The sequence below is a fragment of the Streptomyces galbus genome, assembly GCF_005280195.1.
Lineage (GTDB): Bacteria > Actinomycetota > Actinomycetes > Streptomycetales > Streptomycetaceae > Streptomyces > Streptomyces galbus.
On sequence record NZ_SZPR01000015.1, the window covers coordinates 60,428 to 78,658 of the forward strand.

At 66.9% G+C, this 18,231-nt stretch carries 15 protein-coding genes and 1 pseudogene; 13 read left to right on the forward strand and 3 right to left on the reverse strand.

The annotated features are described in order from the left end of the window. Positions 1-53 precede the first annotated feature (53 nt). The gene (locus E4U92_RS18610) at positions 54-1,046 is read left to right on the forward strand and encodes a quinone oxidoreductase family protein (protein ID WP_137301566.1); all 993 of its coding nucleotides are present in this window, start codon (positions 54-56) and stop codon (positions 1,044-1,046) included. A gap of 723 nt (positions 1,047-1,769) precedes the next feature. On the opposite strand, the gene E4U92_RS18615 is transcribed toward E4U92_RS18610, so the two are convergent. After that, positions 1,770-2,486 (reverse strand): helix-turn-helix transcriptional regulator, encoded by a 717-nt coding sequence (locus E4U92_RS18615; RefSeq protein WP_137301567.1) that lies wholly within the window; start codon positions 2,484-2,486, stop codon positions 1,770-1,772. A 942-nt stretch (positions 2,487-3,428) separates the two neighbouring features. Between E4U92_RS18615 and E4U92_RS18620 the strand changes: the two genes are divergently transcribed. From E4U92_RS18620 to E4U92_RS18645, 7 genes and pseudogenes are all read left to right on the forward strand, one after another. After that, positions 3,429-4,520, forward strand: coding sequence for an amidohydrolase family protein (locus E4U92_RS18620; protein ID WP_137301568.1), 1,092 nt, complete (start codon positions 3,429-3,431; stop codon positions 4,518-4,520). A gap of 405 nt (positions 4,521-4,925) precedes the next feature. Then, positions 4,926-6,461, forward strand: a complete 1,536-nt coding sequence (locus tag E4U92_RS18625) for a flavin-containing monooxygenase (protein ID WP_137301569.1) — start codon at positions 4,926-4,928, stop codon at positions 6,459-6,461. Further along, positions 6,458-7,372 carry an alpha/beta hydrolase gene (locus E4U92_RS18630; RefSeq protein ID WP_137301570.1) on the forward strand — a complete coding sequence of 305 codons (915 nt, stop codon included), beginning with the start codon at positions 6,458-6,460 and terminating at the stop codon, positions 7,370-7,372. The genes E4U92_RS18625 and E4U92_RS18630 overlap by 4 nt, the downstream gene beginning before the upstream one ends. A gap of 192 nt (positions 7,373-7,564) precedes the next feature. Beyond that, positions 7,565-7,840 (forward strand): annotated as a pseudogene (locus tag E4U92_RS37160) (TetR/AcrR family transcriptional regulator); the annotation flags it as partial. Between the two features lie 424 nt (positions 7,841-8,264). Then, positions 8,265-9,851 (forward strand): bifunctional 3-(3-hydroxy-phenyl)propionate/3-hydroxycinnamic acid hydroxylase, encoded by a 1,587-nt coding sequence (locus E4U92_RS18635; protein WP_137301571.1) that lies wholly within the window; start codon positions 8,265-8,267, stop codon positions 9,849-9,851. A 101-nt stretch (positions 9,852-9,952) separates the two neighbouring features. Further along, positions 9,953-11,098, forward strand: coding sequence for an NAD(P)-dependent alcohol dehydrogenase (locus E4U92_RS18640; RefSeq protein ID WP_373311601.1), 1,146 nt, complete (start codon positions 9,953-9,955; stop codon positions 11,096-11,098). Then, entirely contained in the window at positions 11,095-12,537 is a 1,443-nt protein-coding gene (locus tag E4U92_RS18645; RefSeq protein ID WP_137301573.1) for an aldehyde dehydrogenase family protein, read from the forward strand. The genes E4U92_RS18640 and E4U92_RS18645 overlap by 4 nt, the downstream gene beginning before the upstream one ends. 187 nt (positions 12,538-12,724) lie before the next feature. On the opposite strand, the gene E4U92_RS18650 is transcribed toward E4U92_RS18645, so the two are convergent. After that, positions 12,725-13,480, reverse strand: coding sequence for a fumarylacetoacetate hydrolase family protein (locus tag E4U92_RS18650; protein WP_308433311.1), 756 nt, complete (start codon positions 13,478-13,480; stop codon positions 12,725-12,727). 190 nt (positions 13,481-13,670) lie between these two features. On the opposite strand from E4U92_RS18650, the gene E4U92_RS18655 reads away from it, so the two are divergent. The 4 genes from E4U92_RS18655 to E4U92_RS18670 all read left to right on the forward strand — a co-directional run bounded on the left by E4U92_RS18655 (position 13,671) and on the right by E4U92_RS18670 (position 16,545). After that, positions 13,671-14,165: a VOC family protein gene (locus tag E4U92_RS18655; protein ID WP_137301575.1), complete on the forward strand. Its 495-nt coding sequence runs from the start codon at positions 13,671-13,673 to the stop codon at positions 14,163-14,165. A 113-nt stretch (positions 14,166-14,278) separates the two neighbouring features. Next, positions 14,279-15,082 carry an IclR family transcriptional regulator gene (locus E4U92_RS18660; protein ID WP_137301576.1) on the forward strand — a complete coding sequence of 268 codons (804 nt, stop codon included), beginning with the start codon at positions 14,279-14,281 and terminating at the stop codon, positions 15,080-15,082. 123 nt (positions 15,083-15,205) lie between these two features. Beyond that, on the forward strand, positions 15,206-16,219 hold the full coding sequence (locus E4U92_RS18665) for an amidohydrolase family protein (RefSeq protein WP_229862942.1): 1,014 nt from the start codon (positions 15,206-15,208) through the stop codon (positions 16,217-16,219). 89 nt (positions 16,220-16,308) lie between these two features. Beyond that, the gene (locus E4U92_RS18670) at positions 16,309-16,545 is read left to right on the forward strand and encodes a glycosyl hydrolase 2 galactose-binding domain-containing protein (RefSeq protein WP_137301578.1); all 237 of its coding nucleotides are present in this window, start codon (positions 16,309-16,311) and stop codon (positions 16,543-16,545) included. Positions 16,546-16,689: 144 nt separating this feature from the next. Here the strand turns inward: E4U92_RS18670 and E4U92_RS18675 are convergent, their stop codons facing one another. Next, positions 16,690-17,232: a winged helix-turn-helix transcriptional regulator gene (locus E4U92_RS18675; protein ID WP_229862943.1), complete on the reverse strand. Its 543-nt coding sequence runs from the start codon at positions 17,230-17,232 to the stop codon at positions 16,690-16,692. 131 nt (positions 17,233-17,363) lie between these two features. Here E4U92_RS18675 and E4U92_RS18680 point away from each other — a divergent pair, with 131 nt between their 5' ends. Then, the gene (locus tag E4U92_RS18680) at positions 17,364-18,203 is read left to right on the forward strand and encodes an enoyl-CoA hydratase/isomerase family protein (protein WP_137301579.1); all 840 of its coding nucleotides are present in this window, start codon (positions 17,364-17,366) and stop codon (positions 18,201-18,203) included. Positions 18,204-18,231: the final 28 nt, after the last annotated feature.

Below are 18,231 nucleotides of genomic sequence, written 5' to 3' on the forward strand. Positions count from 1 at the left end.
CGCCCCCCCGGCGGGCTCACAGATGCAGCAGCGATCATCAAGGCTGGAGTGACATGTTCAAAGGTCGCGCGTGGCGCGTGGTGAGATTCGGTGAGCCGAAGGATGCGGCCGAACTGCAGGAGGTGACGTGGGCGGAGCCGTCGCCCGGGCAGGCCCTCGTCCGGGTGCGGACTGCGGGGGCCGGGTTGCCGGACCTCATGATGACGGGCGGCCACTTTCCCCTGCTGGGTGCTCCTCCCTTCGGACTCGGGGAAGAGGCCGCCGGGGAGGTCGTCGCTGTGGCGCCGGGTTCGCGGTTCTCGGTCGGTGACCAGGTCACGGGTGTTACGGCGTTCCTGGATGGATGGGGTGGGTATGCGGAGTACGCCTATGTCCGGGAGATTTCCGCGATTCGAATTCCCGATGGCCTGACGGATGAACAGGCCGGCGGGTTCCCCGTCGGCTTCCGTACTGCTTACGCGGGGCTGGTCGAGCGCGCCCCGGTGCATCCCGGGCAGAGCCTACTCATTCTGGGTGCCGCCGGCAGCAGCGGCGCAACTGCTCTGCAACTCGGTAAGGCTCTTGGCGCGACGGTGATCGCCGTCGTGGGCAGTCGGGAGAAGGCCGACTTCTGCACAAGGCTCGGTGCGGACCATGTGGTGAACCACCGGACGGACGATGTGACTGCCCGGGTCGCCGGGATCACGGGCGGGCGCGGCGTCGACGTGATCTACGATCCAGTAGGCGGTGAAACAGCGGCTACAGCCGTCAAGAGCCTGGCACGCAATGGGCGTATCGCCATGATCGGCCTTGCGAGTGGAAGTCCTGTCGCGCTCGATCCGATGGACATGCTGCTGCGGAACTACTCGGCGGTTGGCGTGCTGGCAATTCCGGATGACGACCCTGAGGCGGAGGCCGCAGTATGGAGCCGTCTGGCCGACCTGGCGAAGAAGGGTGCAATCACCACACCGGTGGGCCGGGTGTACGGCTTTGACGAGGTGCCTCGGATGATCACGGAACAGGCCGCTCCCGGAGCGGGGAAGTCTGTGGTTCGGGTGGTGGGCTAAATCCGAATCCAAGGCAAGGACGGATAGGGCAGCCCTTGCGGGGCTGCCCTGACACCGTCGGTGGCGGCCGGCTCGGATGGAGGGTCCTGAAGCCGGTGGCTCGTCACGCAGCAGCTTGCTCGGACCGCAGCAGTGCGAGGTCTGCTCGTGAGCGGTGTCGATGGTGCGTCGGCGGATGACGCGTCGGGTCACCCGCCGCGACACAAGTCGGCGGTAACCAGCGCGGTCGCTTCCTCCACGTGCGACTGGTGCCGGCAGCCGGACGGCGCCCCGTCACGGGGTGCTCGGTCTGACCTCCGGGATCCTCCGACATCCGTCGTCAACAAGCTGTCACCCATCCTGACCTCCTTGCCCCGCGCTCCCAAGCTCGAGCGCATCACGCTTGCGTCGCCCGAATCCGCCAGCCGATCGCCCGCGAGAACGCGGCCGACGCGATCCATGAGGCGCTGCTGGTCATCGACCGTGGGCCGGGCAGCCTGCGCGAACCCCAGGGGCTGATCGAGGAGGAGACGGCCCAGGTGCTCACGCGCTGTCAGCACTGTGCGCCCCGCCCGCTGCTACTTTCGGCACGTACGGCAAACCCAAGCGGCGTGAGCCGCGCAGCGCGGACGTCGTAAGGGGCCGAATGTGCCCTGCGTCGGAGACAGGGCGGTGCCGCGATGCAGCCATCCACGCGGGCCGTGGCGCAGTGACGCCGTGCCCCGCGTTTCTGGGCACTGCGCCTCATGGCTTGATGCGGCCCGGCCGCACGCGCGGCGGCCACTGCCCGGCGGCGAATATCCCCAGCGCGTGCGCGCGCGAGACCAGCGCAGGTCGGTTCGGGGTGTCGAACTTGCGCAGCATCTGACCGATGCGATATTCGATGCCCTGGCGGCTCAGATATAGGCGAGAGGCCAACTGCAGCGTCGATTCGCCGTAAGCCACGCCCTCCAGCACCCGGGCGTCGAGAGCGCTGAGGAGGGGCGCGCCCCCGTCCGTCAAGGCGGTGTCCTGCCCGGCGGCACGGGCCGGGCCGCACAGCAAGACGACGACGCTGTGGACTTCACCGGACACATCAGTTGCGGCAACGCAGGTGATGTGCGCACGGAAGAAGCCGCCATCATTGGCTTTGCCCGTGACCTCTTCGGTGAATCGAGACGTACGGCCCGAGGAGAGGGAACTCAAGCGTTCTTTGATCCGATCCAGCTCGGCTGACTGCAGAAGGCTGAGGAGACTGCGTCCGTATATGTCCTTCACGGCTAGGCCGAATGGTCGGGAAAAGCCCGGTTCAGCGGCGGTGACAATCAGATCATTGGAGTGAGCACGCACCGTACAGATGGCCAGCGAAGCCGGAAGGCAGGAGGCATTACGGGGCGGGGGTTCACGACCGGCAGTGGAGGCAGGGTGTGGGATGGGGTGGTCCTTGCGGGGCGAAGCGTGGGGGGACTTGGTGGTCGCCACGGACGTACCGTTCCTTTTAATGCGCAGGGGGTAGCGAGGTGGGGCGGATTGGAGCGCTAGCGCCGGGATGCTTCGAGATCAGAGGGGGAGGGGGGAAGTGAGCAATCGGTTGGCATGGAGAAAAAGATGCGGTCCAAATCGGTCCCCGCAGTGGCGTGATCACCTGGCCGCTCGATGTGCCCGCTCGTCGAGCGCTCATCGCTCAGGCCGGCGCGGCTTCCGGCCGTCTGCCTTTGCGAACTGCTGCACAGTGCACCTCCCTGCAGGACTTGGCATCAGAAGAGCAAGCGCGCCGCCACCCGAGACGGCGGCATGGCCGCGCTACCTCACTGCTCAACGATCCTGCGGCTTCACCTTGTCGAGGCGTGTACGCAGGCCCAAAGCGTGAGTCGCCCTACTCCCGCTAGATGGATGGCTGCTGACGAGTCATCAGCGTAAGTGCCGTTGAGCCATGACTCAACTGCCGACCGAACGAGCAACCTCCGCAAGCAGCGAGGGACCGCGTCGCACCTTGCCTTTCCGCGGTTCAAGGCGACACCCTTCGGTGGGTTCGCTCGACGTGGACAGTCGGTGGGGTCATGTTAGCTCGACAGAGCTGAATCAGTTGAGCTCTGTTGAACAGATCACTGCTGACTCGCCTCGCGCCCTGCTCCGCCTCCCTGTTGGACGATGTCGACCGGGTTGCCGCCTGCACATAGCCGGGATCGAGGGGGAGAGCCTCAGGGCCGGTCACACGGTGCCCGTGCAGTAGAGGATGGTGATGGGGCGGGGCCGCCCCCACTGCCCGGCGTGAAGACGTCCTGGCGTCTGCCTCCTGCGCGCTGCCATGGCAGTGTTTCTTTGCTCTCCCGTGACATTTAACTGATGGTTTCCTCAGTTACGATCCCTCCATCATCGCGTTGGCGGCGACTGGCCGCCCCCCCGATTGGTTCTGGAGGCAGCATGACCACACGGAGACGAGCCCTCATCGGGGTGGCCGGAGTGACCGTCGGCGGGCTGGGCCTCAACATCAGCCCGCGCCAGGCCGCGCCGGCCCAGGCCGCAACCGTGCCGAGCGCAACTGCTGCCGACAGGGGGAAGGGGCAGGCACCTCCTCCGCGGACGGTCGACGTGCACGCTCACTACGTCACGCCCGCCTATCGGAAGGCGCTGTTGGACGCGGGGATCAGCCAGCCCGACGGCATGCCCGCCATACCCGACTGGAGTGCCGACAAGGCGCTGCAGGTAATGGATCGCACCGGCATCTCAGTGGCTATGCTGTCCGTCTCCTCGCCTGGATTCGCCCTGGGAGACGCAGGCAAGACCCGGACCTTGGTAAGGCTGGTCAACCAAGAAGGGGCGGACCTGGTCAAGGCCAATCCGTCGCGTTTCGGCCTGTTCGCGTCCTTGCCGCTGCCGGACGTGGAGGCGGCGGTCGCCGAGGTCGCCTACGCCTACGACGTCCTTCAGGTGGACGGCATAGCTATGGAAACCAACTACGAGGACACCTACCTGGGTGATCCGACCTTCCGTCCCGTTCTTGCCGAACTGAACAAGCGCAAGGCGGTGGTTCATCTGCACCCGACCTCCCCGGCCTGCTGGGAGGCGACGGCACTGGGGCGCCCCCGTCCCATGGTCGAGTTCCTCTTCGACACCACGCGGACGGTCGCGCAACTGATCCTGGACAACGTCATCGCCGACTACCCGGGAATCCGGTTCATCGTTCCCCACGCCGGTGCCGCCCTGCCGGTCATGGCAGACCGCATCGCGGCTTTCGCGACTCTGAGCACACCGCCGGTCGATGTCATCGGCGCACTCAAGCGCCTGTACTACGACGTCGCCGGGTTCTCCCTGCCGCGCGCGCTGCCGGCACTGCTGAACCTCGTCGACTCCAGCAGACTGCTGTACGGAAGTGACTACCCCTTCACCAGCGACGTGGTGGTACAGGCGCTCGCCGGTCAACTGGGCACCACCACGGCCCTGTCCGCCGGAGACAAGCAGCGCATGTTCGCCGGCAACGCCCTGGGGCTCTTCCCTCGGCTCGGCGAGAGGTGACAGGCGTCGTACCACCCTGCTGAGCCCCGCCCGCCTTCCACCCTTCAGGCCTTCACCACGGGCAACCGCCGGATCGCGGTCAGCCGGACGTGACACGCCGCCTGCCCCATCCTTGCGGGCGGCGCTGCAGTCGAAGACGGTCGCCGAGCATCGGGCGGGCGCGGATCGGCTGCGGCAGCGGGCACCGGCCACCGGAGGGTGGCCGGTGTGCCTGGGTGCCCTCTTCGGCTCGGCGACACCCACGCATAGGAAGCCGACGGTGGGCAGGCCACCTCAGAGGCATACCACGTCCGTCGGCCCGAGTCCTCCCGACCGCTCGAAGGTGCAACACCTGCCCTTGACACCCCTTTGGGTCCAAGTTGATTATTTCATCGGAGTTGATGAAGCCTTGTCGAGAGGGAGAACATGCAGAGGGAAGACACGGTTCGTGAGCCCGTCCAGGGTGATGAGGACGATGAGCACGTCGACGTCCTCATCGTGGGAGCCGGGCTGACCGGCATCGGCGCTGCCTGGCGCCTGCAAGCTTCCCTGCCTCACAAGAGGTACGCGATCCTTGAAGCCCGAAACGCGATGGGCGGGACCTGGGATCTCTTTCGATACCCGGGCATCCGGTCCGACTCGGACATGCAGACGTTCGGTTACAGCTTCCGTCCCTGGCGCGAACCGCAGGCCATTGCTGACGGGGCGTCAATCCTTGACTACATACGGCAAACGGCCAGCGAAGCCGGCATCGACCAGCACATCCGGTTCGGCCAGCGTGTGATCAGCGCATCCTGGTCCTCCGCCGACGCCCGCTGGACCCTCGAGGTTCGTCACAGCGGCACTGCAGGACCCACCACCACGATCACGTGCTCATTTCTATACATGTGCACCGGCTACTACCGCTACGACCAGGGCTACAACCCCTCGTTCGAGGGGCAGGACCAGTTCGCCGGGCAGATCGTCCATCCGCAGCAGTGGCCCGCCGACCTGGACTACAGGGGCAAGCGCGTCATCGTCATCGGCAGTGGGGCGACCGCCATCACGCTGGTCCCCACCATGGCTCGCACCGCTGCGCACGTCACCATGCTGCAGCGTTCCCCGACCTACATCCTCTCCCTGCCCGCCAGGGATCCCGTCGCGACCGGTCTGCGGCGCCTGATCGGCGAGCGCGCCGCATACCCCGTCGTCCGCTGGAAGAACATCCTCATCAATGCCGCCTCCTACCAGCTCGGCCAGCGCGTTCCCAGTGTGAGCAGAGCTGTCATCCGCGGTCAGCTCAAGCGGCTGCTGCCCAAGGACTACGACGTGAACACCCACTTCAATCCGCGCTATAAGCCCTGGGACCAGCGGCTGTGCGTGGTGCCGGACGGTGATCTGTTCGAAGCCATCAGCGACGGCCGCGCCTCCGTGGTCACCGATCACGTCGACGCTTTCACGAAGACGGGCGTGCGCGTGGCGTCAGGGCAGGAGATCCCTGCGGACATCGTCGTGACCGCCACAGGGCTGGATCTGCTGGGCCTGGGCGGCGTCCGACTCGTCGTCGACGGCGCCGAGGTCACCCTCTCGGGCACCACCGCCTACCGGGGTGTGATGCTCAGCGGCGTGCCCAACCTCGTATTCACCATGGGCTACACGAACGCCTCCTGGACCCTGAAGGCCGACCTGGTCAGCGACTTCGTCTGCCGCTTGCTCGCCCACATGGACCGCAAGGGCCACGGCCAGGTAGTCCCGACCGAACCGCCCGGCTCCGCACACCGGCCCCTTCTCGACTTCTCCGCCGGATACGTTCAGCGCTCCATCGACCGGTTCCCGCGCAGCGGGGCCAAGGATCCCTGGCGTCCCGGCAACAACTACCTACGCGACCTGGTCACCTTCCGCCGTGCTCCTCTCGACGACGACGCGCTTCACTACACCCCCCGCCCCTCCGCGGCCCTCCACACCTCACGGACCTCCTCATGACACCCAGCGATCTGCCTTCTCCTACCTACCACCGCACCGACGCGACGTTCTCGTCACAAGGCGAGGACTGCGCTGCGTGGCTGTACCGTCCCGCCGCGGCCGAGTCACCAAGACCGTGCGTCGTCCTGGCCCACGGACTGGGCGCCACGCGTGAGGGCCGCCTTGACGCCTTCGCCGGGCGCTTCGCCGCCGCCGGCCTGAACGCCCTGGTTTTCGACTACCGGTACTTCGGCGACAGTTCCGGTCAGCCGCGGCACCTGACGTCGATCAAGGAGCAACTGAAGGACTGGCGCGCGGCCGTCAGGTTCGCGCGGGCACTGCCCGACGTCGACGCCCACAAGATCGCCCTGTGGGGCACGTCCTTCAGCGGAGGACATGTGCTGCTCACCGCGGCCGATGACCCTGACATCGCGGCTGTGATCTCGATGAACCCCTTCCTGGACGGTCATACGACCCTGCGCAGCACGCCACCCGCGCAAGCACTGGCCCTCAGCCGCGCCGGCCTACGTGACGTCGCCCGGGCCGCCCTCAACCGGCCCCCCTACCTCGTGCCGGCAGTGGGCGGAGCCGGCACCCGGGCCGCCATGGCCAGTGACGAGGCGCTGCAAGGATTCCTGGCCATGTTCCCCGATCAGGAGCCGCCGTCCACCGACATCTCCGCCCGCATCCTGCTACGCCTCGGTATGCACCGCCCCGTGCAGCGCGCCGCCCGCGTTGGCTGCCCCTGGCTGCTCCAGGCAGGGACAACCGACAACATCACCCCGGTCGACCCCGTACGTCGCGCCGTGCAAAGGGCGCCGCACGCTCGGATGTCCCTGTACGAAGGGGGCCACTTCGCCCCGTACGTCGGTGCCGCCTACGAGAAGGTCGTCACCGAGCAGGTCGACTTCCTGCGCGAACATCTACATTGACCAACGGCATTTGAACTAGGGGCAGTTCAAAGTGATCACGCGACCACGCTGGCTACCGTGACGACATGACCCAGCCGCCGGACAGACCGGTCACCCGACACAAGCGACGCCGAGCGGCCACGCGCAGTCCGAAGGCATGGATGTCAGCATCCAGCGCATCGCCGAACAGGCGGACGTCGGGTTCGGCTCCTTCTACAACCACTGAGCAAGAACAACGGCCTGGCTCCGCGCGCCCTGCGTGACCTGGAAAGGGCTGCGGCCTCGGGCCGCTTCCACATCAGCGACCCGAGGACCGCCCTCTTCACCGTTGGCGGTGCACTCGCCGGGCTGGTCGAGTACCGCTGCAGCCATGCGGAACAGGCCCCCCGAACGTCCGGCGAGCAGGTAGCGGAACTACTGCTGAGAATGCTCGGCCTTCCCGCGAACGAGGCGCAAGAGGTCGCCGCGAGGCCGCTGCGCACGGCCTGACCGGCGCCCCGCTCGGCCCGGCAGCACCTCATTGTGCAGCGCTGGCGCGCCTGGGCCACGAGCATCGACCGCTGCGTTGATGAGGTACAGCGCCCGAATCAGGCTTACAGAAGCCAGCATCTGAAAGACCTTCAGACTTCAGAAGCCCGTGCCTGCCGCCGGCGCCGCACACGCGTATCACGGCGACACCTGCCCGTAGCACGGCACGGACGCCGGCATCTCGTTCTCGCTTCTCGGCGCCGCACCTTCTATGCTTTCTGTTAAACAGGACATGCGTCCTTGATGTCAGGACAGGAGCGGAGCTTGTGAGACGCGCCCACCCCTTCGGCACCGTGTACAACCACACACGGGTCACCTCCACATCCAGTCCGGCTCGCAGTCACGAGGCGTTGTCCGTGATGGTCAGAACGGCGGTGCACGGTCAGTGACCCCTCAACACCCCGTCCTGATCATCGGCGGCGGACCCGTCGGCCTGGCCATGGCCAACCTCCTGGCGGCCCGCAGGGTGCCTGTGGTTCTCGTCGAGCGCAACGCCTCCACCAGTGACGAGGCGAAGGCCATCAGCCTGGACGACGAATCGCTGAGGGCCCTTCAGGCGGCAGGGCTCGCGGACAAGGTCCTGGACATCGTCGTTCCCGGCACCGGAACCCGTTACTACGACCGCAAGGGCCGCCCTCTCTTCCACGCTCGCGGACCCGGGCCGCACCGCCTCGGTTACCCCTTCAAGAGCCAGTTCGCCCAACCGGAACTGGAAAGACTGCTCCTGGACGAGTTGAAGTCCCGCGCGGAAGCGGACATCCGCTTCTCCACCGAACTGCTCTCCGTCACGGACAACCCCGGCGGCTCCGGATCTGTCGCCACCCTGCGCACCTCCGCAGGCACCGAGACCACCACCCTCCAGGCCTGCTATGTCCTGGCTTGCGACGGAGGACGCTCCACCGCACGCGAGCTACGCGGCATAGGGATGACCGGAACCAGCCATCACCAGGTGTGGCTGGTCGCCGACACCCTGGGCGACCCCCACACCGAACGGTACGGAATGCACCACGGCACTCCCGGCCGCCCCACGGTGATCGTCCCAGGCCGCGACGGACGCTGCCGCTATGAGTTCCTCCTGCACGCCGGAGAGGGCGCGAAGGGCCAAAAGCCCGACTTCAGGACCCTGCGCCGCCTCGTGGCCCCCTACCGGACACTGACGGAAGAGCAGGTCGAGCGCTGCCTCACCTACACCTTCAACGCAGTCATCGCCGATCGCTGGCGAGACGGCAACCTCATGCTTCTGGGCGACGCCGCGCACATGATGCCGCCCTTCGCCGGTCAAGGCCTCAACTCGGGAATCAGAGACGCCGCGAACCTCGCATGGAAGATCGACGAGGTCTGGCGCGGCAGAGCCACAGACCGACTGCTGGACACCTACGAAGTAGAACGCCGCCCTCACGCCACTGCCATGGTCCGCTACTCGGAACGACTCGGTGACATCGTCATGACCACCGACCGCCGTCGCGCCTGGCTGCGTGACACCGCTGCTCGCACACTCATGCTCTGTCCGCCAGGGCGGCGCTACCTCACAGAGATGCGCTTTCGTCCCCGTGTCCGACAGCAAGCCGGCCTCGTCATCGGCGACCACCCCCTGACCGGCACCCAGCTCCCGCAGCCACGTGTCCTGGTCGCCCCCAGTCTGCGTCCCAGCCCGCTCGACGAAGTCCTCGGCCCGTCCTTCGCCCTCCTCGGCATCGACGTACCCGAAGCAGCCTGGCAACGTGTGGACTGCATACGCTGGTCAGGCAGCGTCGATCCCATACGACGCATCGACATAAGCCTGGGCGACCGACTGCCCCCGTCCGGCGGCACACGCGCCGCTGTCGCCGACGCCGACGGCAGCCTGGAACACGCCCTCGCTTCCGCCCGCAACAGGTTCATCCTGGTCAAGCCAGACCGCTACATCGCGGCTGTCATGGGTCCGGACGACATCCCGGCCGTGGCCCGGGCCCTGACCGAACTGACGCGTTGACCGCCGTATCGACGGCGCCAGCGCTGGAGCCTGATCTGCCTCACCGCAGCGCATGACGTCCCCCGACCACACTCGGCCGCATCACCCCTCCCAGAAAGAAGATGCACGTGCCCACCTCCACCAATGTCGCCGTGGCCCGCACCGGCGAGGACACCTTCCATTGGGAGAGCGCCGTCCTCGACGACCCCGGCCCCGGCGAAATACTCGTGCGGCTCGTCGCGACCGGCCTGTGCCACACCGACCTGTCCGTCCTCGCCGGACGCCTGCCCACGCCCCTGCCCGCCGTCCTCGGTCACGAAGGCGCCGGTACCGTCGAAGCGGTGGGACCCGAAGTGACCGACATCGAGCCGGGCGATCACGTCGTGCTCTCCTTCAATTCCTGCGGCCGCTGCCGATCCTGCCTCACCGGCCGGCCCACCGCCTGCGACACCTACTTCCCGCTCAACTTCCACGCCGCCCGTCCGGACGGCACCACCCCCATCCGCACACAGGACGGTGCACCGCTCGGCGGACTCTTCTTCGGACAATCCTCCCTGGCACGGCACGCGGTCGTCTCCGCCCAAAGCGTGGTCCACGTCGATGTCGCCGACGAGAGCGAACTCGCCCAGTTGGCCCCCGTCGGCTGCGGAATCCAAACCGGTGCAGGAGCAATCCTCAATCTTCTGCGCCCAGTTCACGGCGAGAGCCTGGCGGTGTTCGGTGCAGGAGCAGTGGGCCTGTCCGCCGTCATGGCGGCCCGTCTCACCCCGGCACGCACCATCGTGGCCGTGGATGTGGTGCCCGCCCGCCTGGACCTGGCGACCGAGTTGGGCGCCACTCACACGATCGACAGCAGCAAGGAAGACCTCGCAACGCAGTTGCGTGCACTAGCCGGTCCCGCGGGACCGACACACATCGTGGAGACAACCGGCATCCCGGCACTGCTGGAACTGGCCATCACCGCGGTCTCCGCTCAAGGAACCGTCGCCGTCATCGGAGCCCCGAGCGCCGGAAGCAGGGCCTCCTTCGACGTCAACGCCCTCATCGACGGGCGCACCGTGCGGGGCGTCACCGAGGGAGGCAGCGACCGCGTCACCTTCATTCCTTCACTGATCGACCTTGCGCGACGAGGACGCCTTCCCTACCGCAAGTTCGTCCGTTTCTACTCCGAAGACCAACTTCACCTCGCCGTCGAGGACGCCCGTTCGGGACGGACGATCAAGCCGGTCATCCGCTTCGACCACCACACACCAGGAGAGGGCCGATGAGCCTGCCGCACGTCCGCAACCTCATCAACGGCCAGTGGCAGGAAGGCCACGCCACCGGGGTCTCCCGCTCACCGGCCACTGGCCAGGCCATCGGCAGCTACGCCGATGCCGGCGCCACCAGCGCCCGCCACGCCATCGACGCGGCACGCCAGGCCTTTCGCACCACGTCTTGGGCCAGCGACCGGCAGATGCGGGCGCGCGCCCTGCTCGAGATGGCCGACCGGATGGCCGAGCGCCGAGACGAGCTGATCAGCATGCTCGTCCACGAGAACGGCAAGCGCTGCGCCGACGCCGCCATGGAAGTGGATGCAGCCATACCCAAACTGCGCTACAACGCAGCCCTCGCCCTGACCGACACCGGCCGCGCCGCCGAGACCGGGCCGGGCAGCTACTCGATGACCATCCACCAGCCCGCCGGTGTCGCCGCAGTCATCGTTCCTTGGAACTCGCCCATCGTCCTGGCTGTGCGTTCCTTCGCACCCGCGCTTGCAGCCGGCTGCACGGTGGCCATGAAGATGCCCGCCCAGACCGCTCTCACCAATGGCCTGCTCTTCGAGATCATCGCAGCCACCACCACCCTCCCTGCCGGCGTGATCAACGCCTTCACCGAGTCGGGCAACCAAGGAGCACCCCTGCTGGTCTCCGACCCGGGCACCGATGTGGTCAGCTACACCGGCTCCACCGCGGTGGGACGCGTCATCATGCAGCAGGCTGCGCAGCATCTGAAGCCGTGCTCGCTCGAATTGGGCGGCAAGACGCCCATGATCGTCTTCGACGATGCCGACCTCGATGCGGCCGTCCCCGTGCTGACGGCAGCGGTGACCACCTTCTCCGGCCAATTCTGCATGGCTGGCAGTCGCATCCTCGCCCACCGGCCAGTGGCCGAGGAACTACGCACCCGGCTGATCGCCGCCCTGGAAGCCGTGCCCGTCGGCCCGGACCAGGACCCCGCAACAGCCATGGGCCCCGTCATCGACCGCGCCCAGGCCCTGCGCATCGACAATTTGGTCGTCTCGGCCTCCGCATTCGGCCGCACCCTTGTCCGAGGAGGACTGCTGAACCCCGAAGGCGCAGACGCCTACCTGCGGCCGAGCCTCATCGAAGTCGACGATCCCCAAGCGTCGATCGTCCAGCGCGAGATCTTCGGCCCGGTGGCCACCTTCGAGATGTTCGACGACGAGGACGACGCCGTAGGCCGGGCCAACGCCACCGAGTACGGTCTCGCGGCCTCAGTGTGGAGCCGCGACGTCGACAGGCCTCTGGCCGTGGGCAGGCGCCTCGATGCCGGCACTGTCTGGATCAATAACTGGGGCGTCATTCACGATCAGTTCGAGGAAGGGGGCTTCAAGCAGAGCGGTGTGGGACGCCTCAACGGCCCGAGGGCGTTGGGGGAGTTCCAGGAGATCAAGCACTTCGTTCACGCTGTCGACAACCGCTGACGACGTTGGTAGGTGCAGCCCTGCGGACAGCAACCTCGGGGGAGTCCGCGCAACGCGGCGACGCAAGAGAGGCTCAGCCCGCGTCGCAACGCGAGTTGAGCCAGGGCGTCACACGCTTGTTGGCCGCATCCGGGTACTTGCCGCATCGCCGTCCACCCGGAGCGGCCTCTCGCGGTCTGCCGCAGTGTCAGGCCTGCCTCTCCGCAACGCAGACGTTCAGGGTCTCGCCGAGTCCTTCGACGACAGTGCGCAGATGCTGTCCGTGCCGCAGATACACCTTGGGGGAACGGCCGTCTCCGACGCCTCCGGGCGTGCCGGTGAGAATCACGTCACCAGGGACCAGCGTGATGATGGCGCTGACATAAGCCACGATGTCGCGGACGCCGAACAGCAGGTCGGACGTGCGAGACCGCTGCATCACCTCACCGTCCACCTCGCACCGGATCTCCAGATCAGGCTCCGCGCCACCGAACTCGTCAGCCGTGACCAGTTCCGGCCCCAGCGGCGTCGTCGCCTCGAAGGTCTTGCCTGCCAGAAACTCACGAGTACGCCGCTGATATTCGCGCACGGTCACATCATTGGTGACCGTATAGCCGGCGACGAAGTCCAAGGCCGACTCCCGGGGCACATGACGGGCCGTGCGGCCCATGACGAACGCCAACTCCGCCTCCCAGTCGACGCTGTCGCTGACCATCGGCAAAGTGATGGGGTCGCGGGCTCCGACCAGCGCACCCTCGTACTTCGCAAACAGCGTGGGATAGCGAGGAGTGTCCCGGCCCATCTCCTTGATGTGCGTCGCATAGTTCAGACCCAGACAAATGATCTTGTTCGGGTGAGGAACGACGGGAGCGAGATCGGCAGCGCCGACATCGATATGCCTTTCCCCTTCCTCGCCGGCGGCCACCCGCTGCCAGCCGCCGTCCGAGGCGAGCAGCGCCCCCACGTCAGAGTGCGGGAGCAGGACGTAGGAGTCCCCGTCACGCAGGGCCGCCCGGGTCCCGTTACTGGTTCGCAAAGTCGCAAGGCGCATCCGTGCACCCTTTCGTTCATTGACCGATGCCGCGTCTGATCGTACGCTTGTTGCAGTATGCAGGACAGCGGTCCTGAAATGCTAGACAGATCGGAGCTGCGAGATGGCCATCAGTGGGCTCGGCCACACAGGACTGTGGGTCTACGACCTGCCGAAGATGCGGGACTTCTACGAGCGCGTCATGGGGCTCACCGTGACCGACGAGGACGAGAACCTGCAGATCGTCTTCTTCAGCGCCCAACCCGAACACGAGCACCACGAGTTCGTGCTCCAGGCCGGGCGCACCTCGCCCCTGGGTGACAAGCAGCAGCACCAGATCTCCTGGCGCGTTGAGACCTTGGAAGACCTGCGCACCTTCCACCTCCGTTTCGCCCGGGAAGGGGTCACCGTCCAGCAGGAGGTCACCCATGGCAATGCCCTGGGTATCTACTTTTTCGACCCCGAGGGAAATCGCAACGAGGTGTACTTGCGCATCGAACGCGACGTGCGCCAGCCCTTCCGTAAGAGCATTGACCTCGGTCTGTCGCCGGAGGAGATCTACGCAGAAGCCGAACGGCTGCTCAATGACGGCGACGAGGCATACCAGCCGGTCCAGTGACTCCCAGTCTCATGCCGCAGTCCACTGCCGCTCGTCGCGTCGCCACGCGGCTGCGCGCGCCCGCCGTCGGGCGCGGGAGCGCCGGGCCACAGCCGACAGCTACACTGTCCTGTATGACAGGACGCGAGTCGGGGACAGTACCTTCCACCAGCCACTATCGAGAGCGCAACTCCACCGCCGACAAGGCGCTGGACATCCTCGGACTGTTCTCCGAGGAGAGGCTGACCGTCTCCGGTCAAGAGGTGGCCGCAGCGCTGGGAACTGCACGCTCGACTGCCTACCGCTATCTGCAGACGCTGGTCAACAGCGGCTTCCTGGAGGAGAACCCGGCCGGCGGCTACCGGCTCGGTGTGCGCACCCTGGAACTCGCTCGCCTCGCCAGGCGCGGGTACGGCCTGTCCGACATCGCCCTGCCCGTCATGAAGGAGCTGTGCACGCAACTGGGCGAAACAGTGCTGCTGACCCGCCGCTCCGGCGCCGCAGCCATCTGCCTCGAGCGCTGCGAGGCGGACCATCCCGTGCGCATCTCCTACGAACGCGGCAGCATGCTCCCCGTCAACGCCGGCGCGTCAGCGCAGGTACTGCTCGCCTGGCTCCCCGAGGAGCAGTGCCGTGATCTGCTGTCCACCGAACGCCTCCAGCGCTTCACGGCGCGCACGGTGACAGACCCCGACGCTCTGATCGATCGCTTCGCACAGATCCGTACCGATGGATACTCCGTGAGCAGAGGCGAACTGGACCCGGACATCCTTGGTATCGCGGCTCCGATCCGAGCGGATTCCGGAGACGTGATCGCCGCCTTGAGCGTTGCCGCCCTGGAGCACAGAGTGTCCGACCGCGCCCTTGACGCCGCCGTCGTAGCGGTCCGCCAAGCCGCCGACCACGTCTCCGACCAGATGGCCCTCGTCGGCCTCTGAACTGCTCAACGCAAGCACCCAGCCAGTGGCAGCCGCACAATGAACCTCGGAAGCGGTCCGGACGGATGCGGTGCAGGAAGCTGTCGAGCGAAGCCCCGTCCCACGACCTCACCGGAGACGACTGTGTCCAGCCCGTCCAGCTCACCCTCAGCCCATACCGCGGACACAGCCTCCCCACTCGGTAAGTCAGCACCCTTCCACGGCGCCGTCGACGTACACGCCCACTACATCACCCCCTCGCTGCGCGAGGCGATGATCGCCGCCGGGCACGACCACCCCGACGGCATGCCCGCCATCCCCGACTGGACCGCGCGCGACGCACTGGCCCTCATGGACGCCACCGGCGTCGCCGTCTCGATGCTCTCCGTGTCCTCCCCCGGGGTGCACCTCGGTGACACCGCTCGCGCCGTCGCGCTGGCCCGCACGGTCAATGAGGAAGGGGCAGACCTGGTCGCGGCCCACCCCGACCGCTTCGGTCTCTTTGCCTCACTGCCCCTGCCGGACGTCGAAGCCGCTGTAGCAGAGGTCGCCTACGCATTCGACACCCTGCGCGCCGACGGCATCGTCTTGCTGACCAACTATGCCGGTACCTACGTGGGAGACCCCGCCTTCGAGCCCCTCATGGCCGAACTCGACCGCCGTCGAGCGGTGGTGCTGCTGCATCCCACCTCGCCCGCGGGCTGGCGCGACACGTGCCTGGGGCGTCCCCGCCCCATGATCGAGTTCCCCTTCGACACCACCCGGGCCGTCGCTCAACTCGTCCTCAACAAGGTGCTGACGAACCATCCCGATATCCGCTTCATCATCCCGCATGCTGGCGCCGCACTGCCGGTGCTCGCCGACCGGGTCGCCGCCTTCGCCTTCCTCGAGACCGACCCACCCATCGATGTTGTGAACGCCCTGCGGACACTGCACTACGACGTGGCTGGACTCGCCCTGCCACGCGCCCTGCCGGCTCTGCTCGAACTGGTCGGAGCCGAACGGCTCTTGTACGGCAGCGACTATCCCTTCACCGCGGATTGGGTAGTCGAAGGGCTCGCCGCGACTCTCGTCACCCACGACTTCTTGCCCTCCGACGGGAAGCAAGCCCTACTGTTTGAGAACGCGGCTCGCCTCTTCCCCCGCCTGAGCCGGTAGTCGGGCGCAACCCCCGCAAGGGATGGGGGCATTGGTCCCGCTGCAGATCCTGGTTTCCCGCGAGCGGCGGTCGCGTCGCCGCTGGCCGCATGCAGCACCCCTTCCTCGACCGCAATGCCGAGGGTGTCCGCTGGATCGAGGAGGGGACCTGGTGGTACCGCGCCGCCTTTGACCGTTCGGAGGCGGATGACCGTCTGGTCCTCCCGCTCCTGGACACCGTCGCCACGATGTGGCTCAACCGGCGCCTGCTCGGACGTCACGCCAGCGCCTCAGGCCCGCAGTCTTCGACATTCGCAAGCACCTCCGCGATCACAACGAATTGCTGATCAGCCTCTCCCCGCCGCCGCAGGGAGTTGCTGTGCTCCGTCATACGCGAGAAGCGATCGATCGGATGCGGTCGATGGCGGCGTTCCTCGCCGGCGACCCCGAGCCCTGCGGTAGCGGTCGCCACCGCGAGCTGCCGGGCGGGTTCAGTTGATGAGGCCGCTGTCCCTCATCCGTGCCGCGCCTTCGGGTGTGTAGACGAAGGCAACCTTGTCGGTCGGCAGGAGCGCGGAGGCGTCGGCCACGAACCCGAGACGCACTTGTTCCCCGGTGTCGGTGGTTTGGCGGGTCTGCGCGATTCCTTCCGGCGGAGGGACGTGGTCATCGCCCCATTGGCCCAGCGCAGCCAAGACGACGAGCAGCTCACGGCCGGCGTCCGTGGGATGGTAGGCCAGTCTGGCGCGGGATCCTTCCTCTCGGTACTCCCGCTTGGTGACGATGCCCGACCGTGTCAGTAGATCGAGACGGTTGGTCAGGATGTTCGGCGCTATGCCCAAGGCCCTGGTCAGCTCGTTGAAGCGGGTCACGCCACGCGTGAGTACTTCGCGAAGGATCAGCAGCGTCCAGCGATCACCGACGATGCCCACCGTCCGTTCGATGGAGCAGAAGGCATCGGTCGCTGGGGTCATCGGGGACTGCGCATCCGACGTCCGGCTGCTGTCGGCCGTGCTTTGCGCTGTCTCGGCCACAGCTTCCTCCCGTCCGGCACAGAGCTCTTCGAGCCCTACTGAGGGGCTTCTTCAGCCCTGGCTTGCAAAAAGAGAGCCTACCAGGCCTCATCTGACTTCTGTTTTGCAAGTTAGGGGTCTATGGTTGCCGCATGACACAGATCAGCATCGTGAAGCTGACCCCCGCCCTGTGGCGCGTACGCTTCGACAATCAGCCCATCAACCTCATCGACTCGCAAACCGTCGTAGAACTGCGCGCCATCGTCGAGGCCGCAGAGGCCGATCCCGAGGTGGCGGTCATCCTCTTCGAGAGCGCGAACCCGGACTACTTCCTAGCCCACTGGGATCTCGCCGACGACGGGGCACTGCAAGCCAGCCTGCCGCCTGGGTCCACCGGACAGCATCCATGGCTGGACGTCCTGATCCGCATCAGCAAGCTTCCGGTCGTCACCATCAGCGCGATCCGCGGTCGTGTGCGCGGAGCCGGCAGTGAGTTCGTCCTCGCCACCGACATCCGCTTTGCAAGTCGTGAGCGAGCGGTGCTCGGTCAATTCGAAATGGCCACGGGAGTAGTGCCGGGGGCCGGCGCCCCGGCCCGCCTGCCGCGTCTGGTCGGCAGGGGCCGCGCGATCGAGATCATGGCCGGTGCTGAGGATTTCGACGGAGACCTGGCGGAACGCTACGGCTATGTCAACCGGGCGATCAGTGATGCCGACTTCCAGGACTTCATTACAGCTTTCGCGGCGAGGGTCGCACGCTTCGACCGTCGGGCCATCGCGGAACTCAAGCAGTGGGTCGACCCCTTGACGCTTCCCGACGACGCGGAGTTCCCTCCTCAGCTCGACGCCTTCTTCGCGGCCGTCTCCAGGCCCGAGGTGCTGGCGCACATCGGGCGATTGTTCGACCAGGGTCTGCAGCAGCCCGGCCCTGTCGAGGAGCGACTGGGAGAGTATGCGGCGCAGACCGCAGAGCCCTCCGAGGCCGTGAGCTGAGAAGCAGCCGTCGTCTACTCTCTGCCCG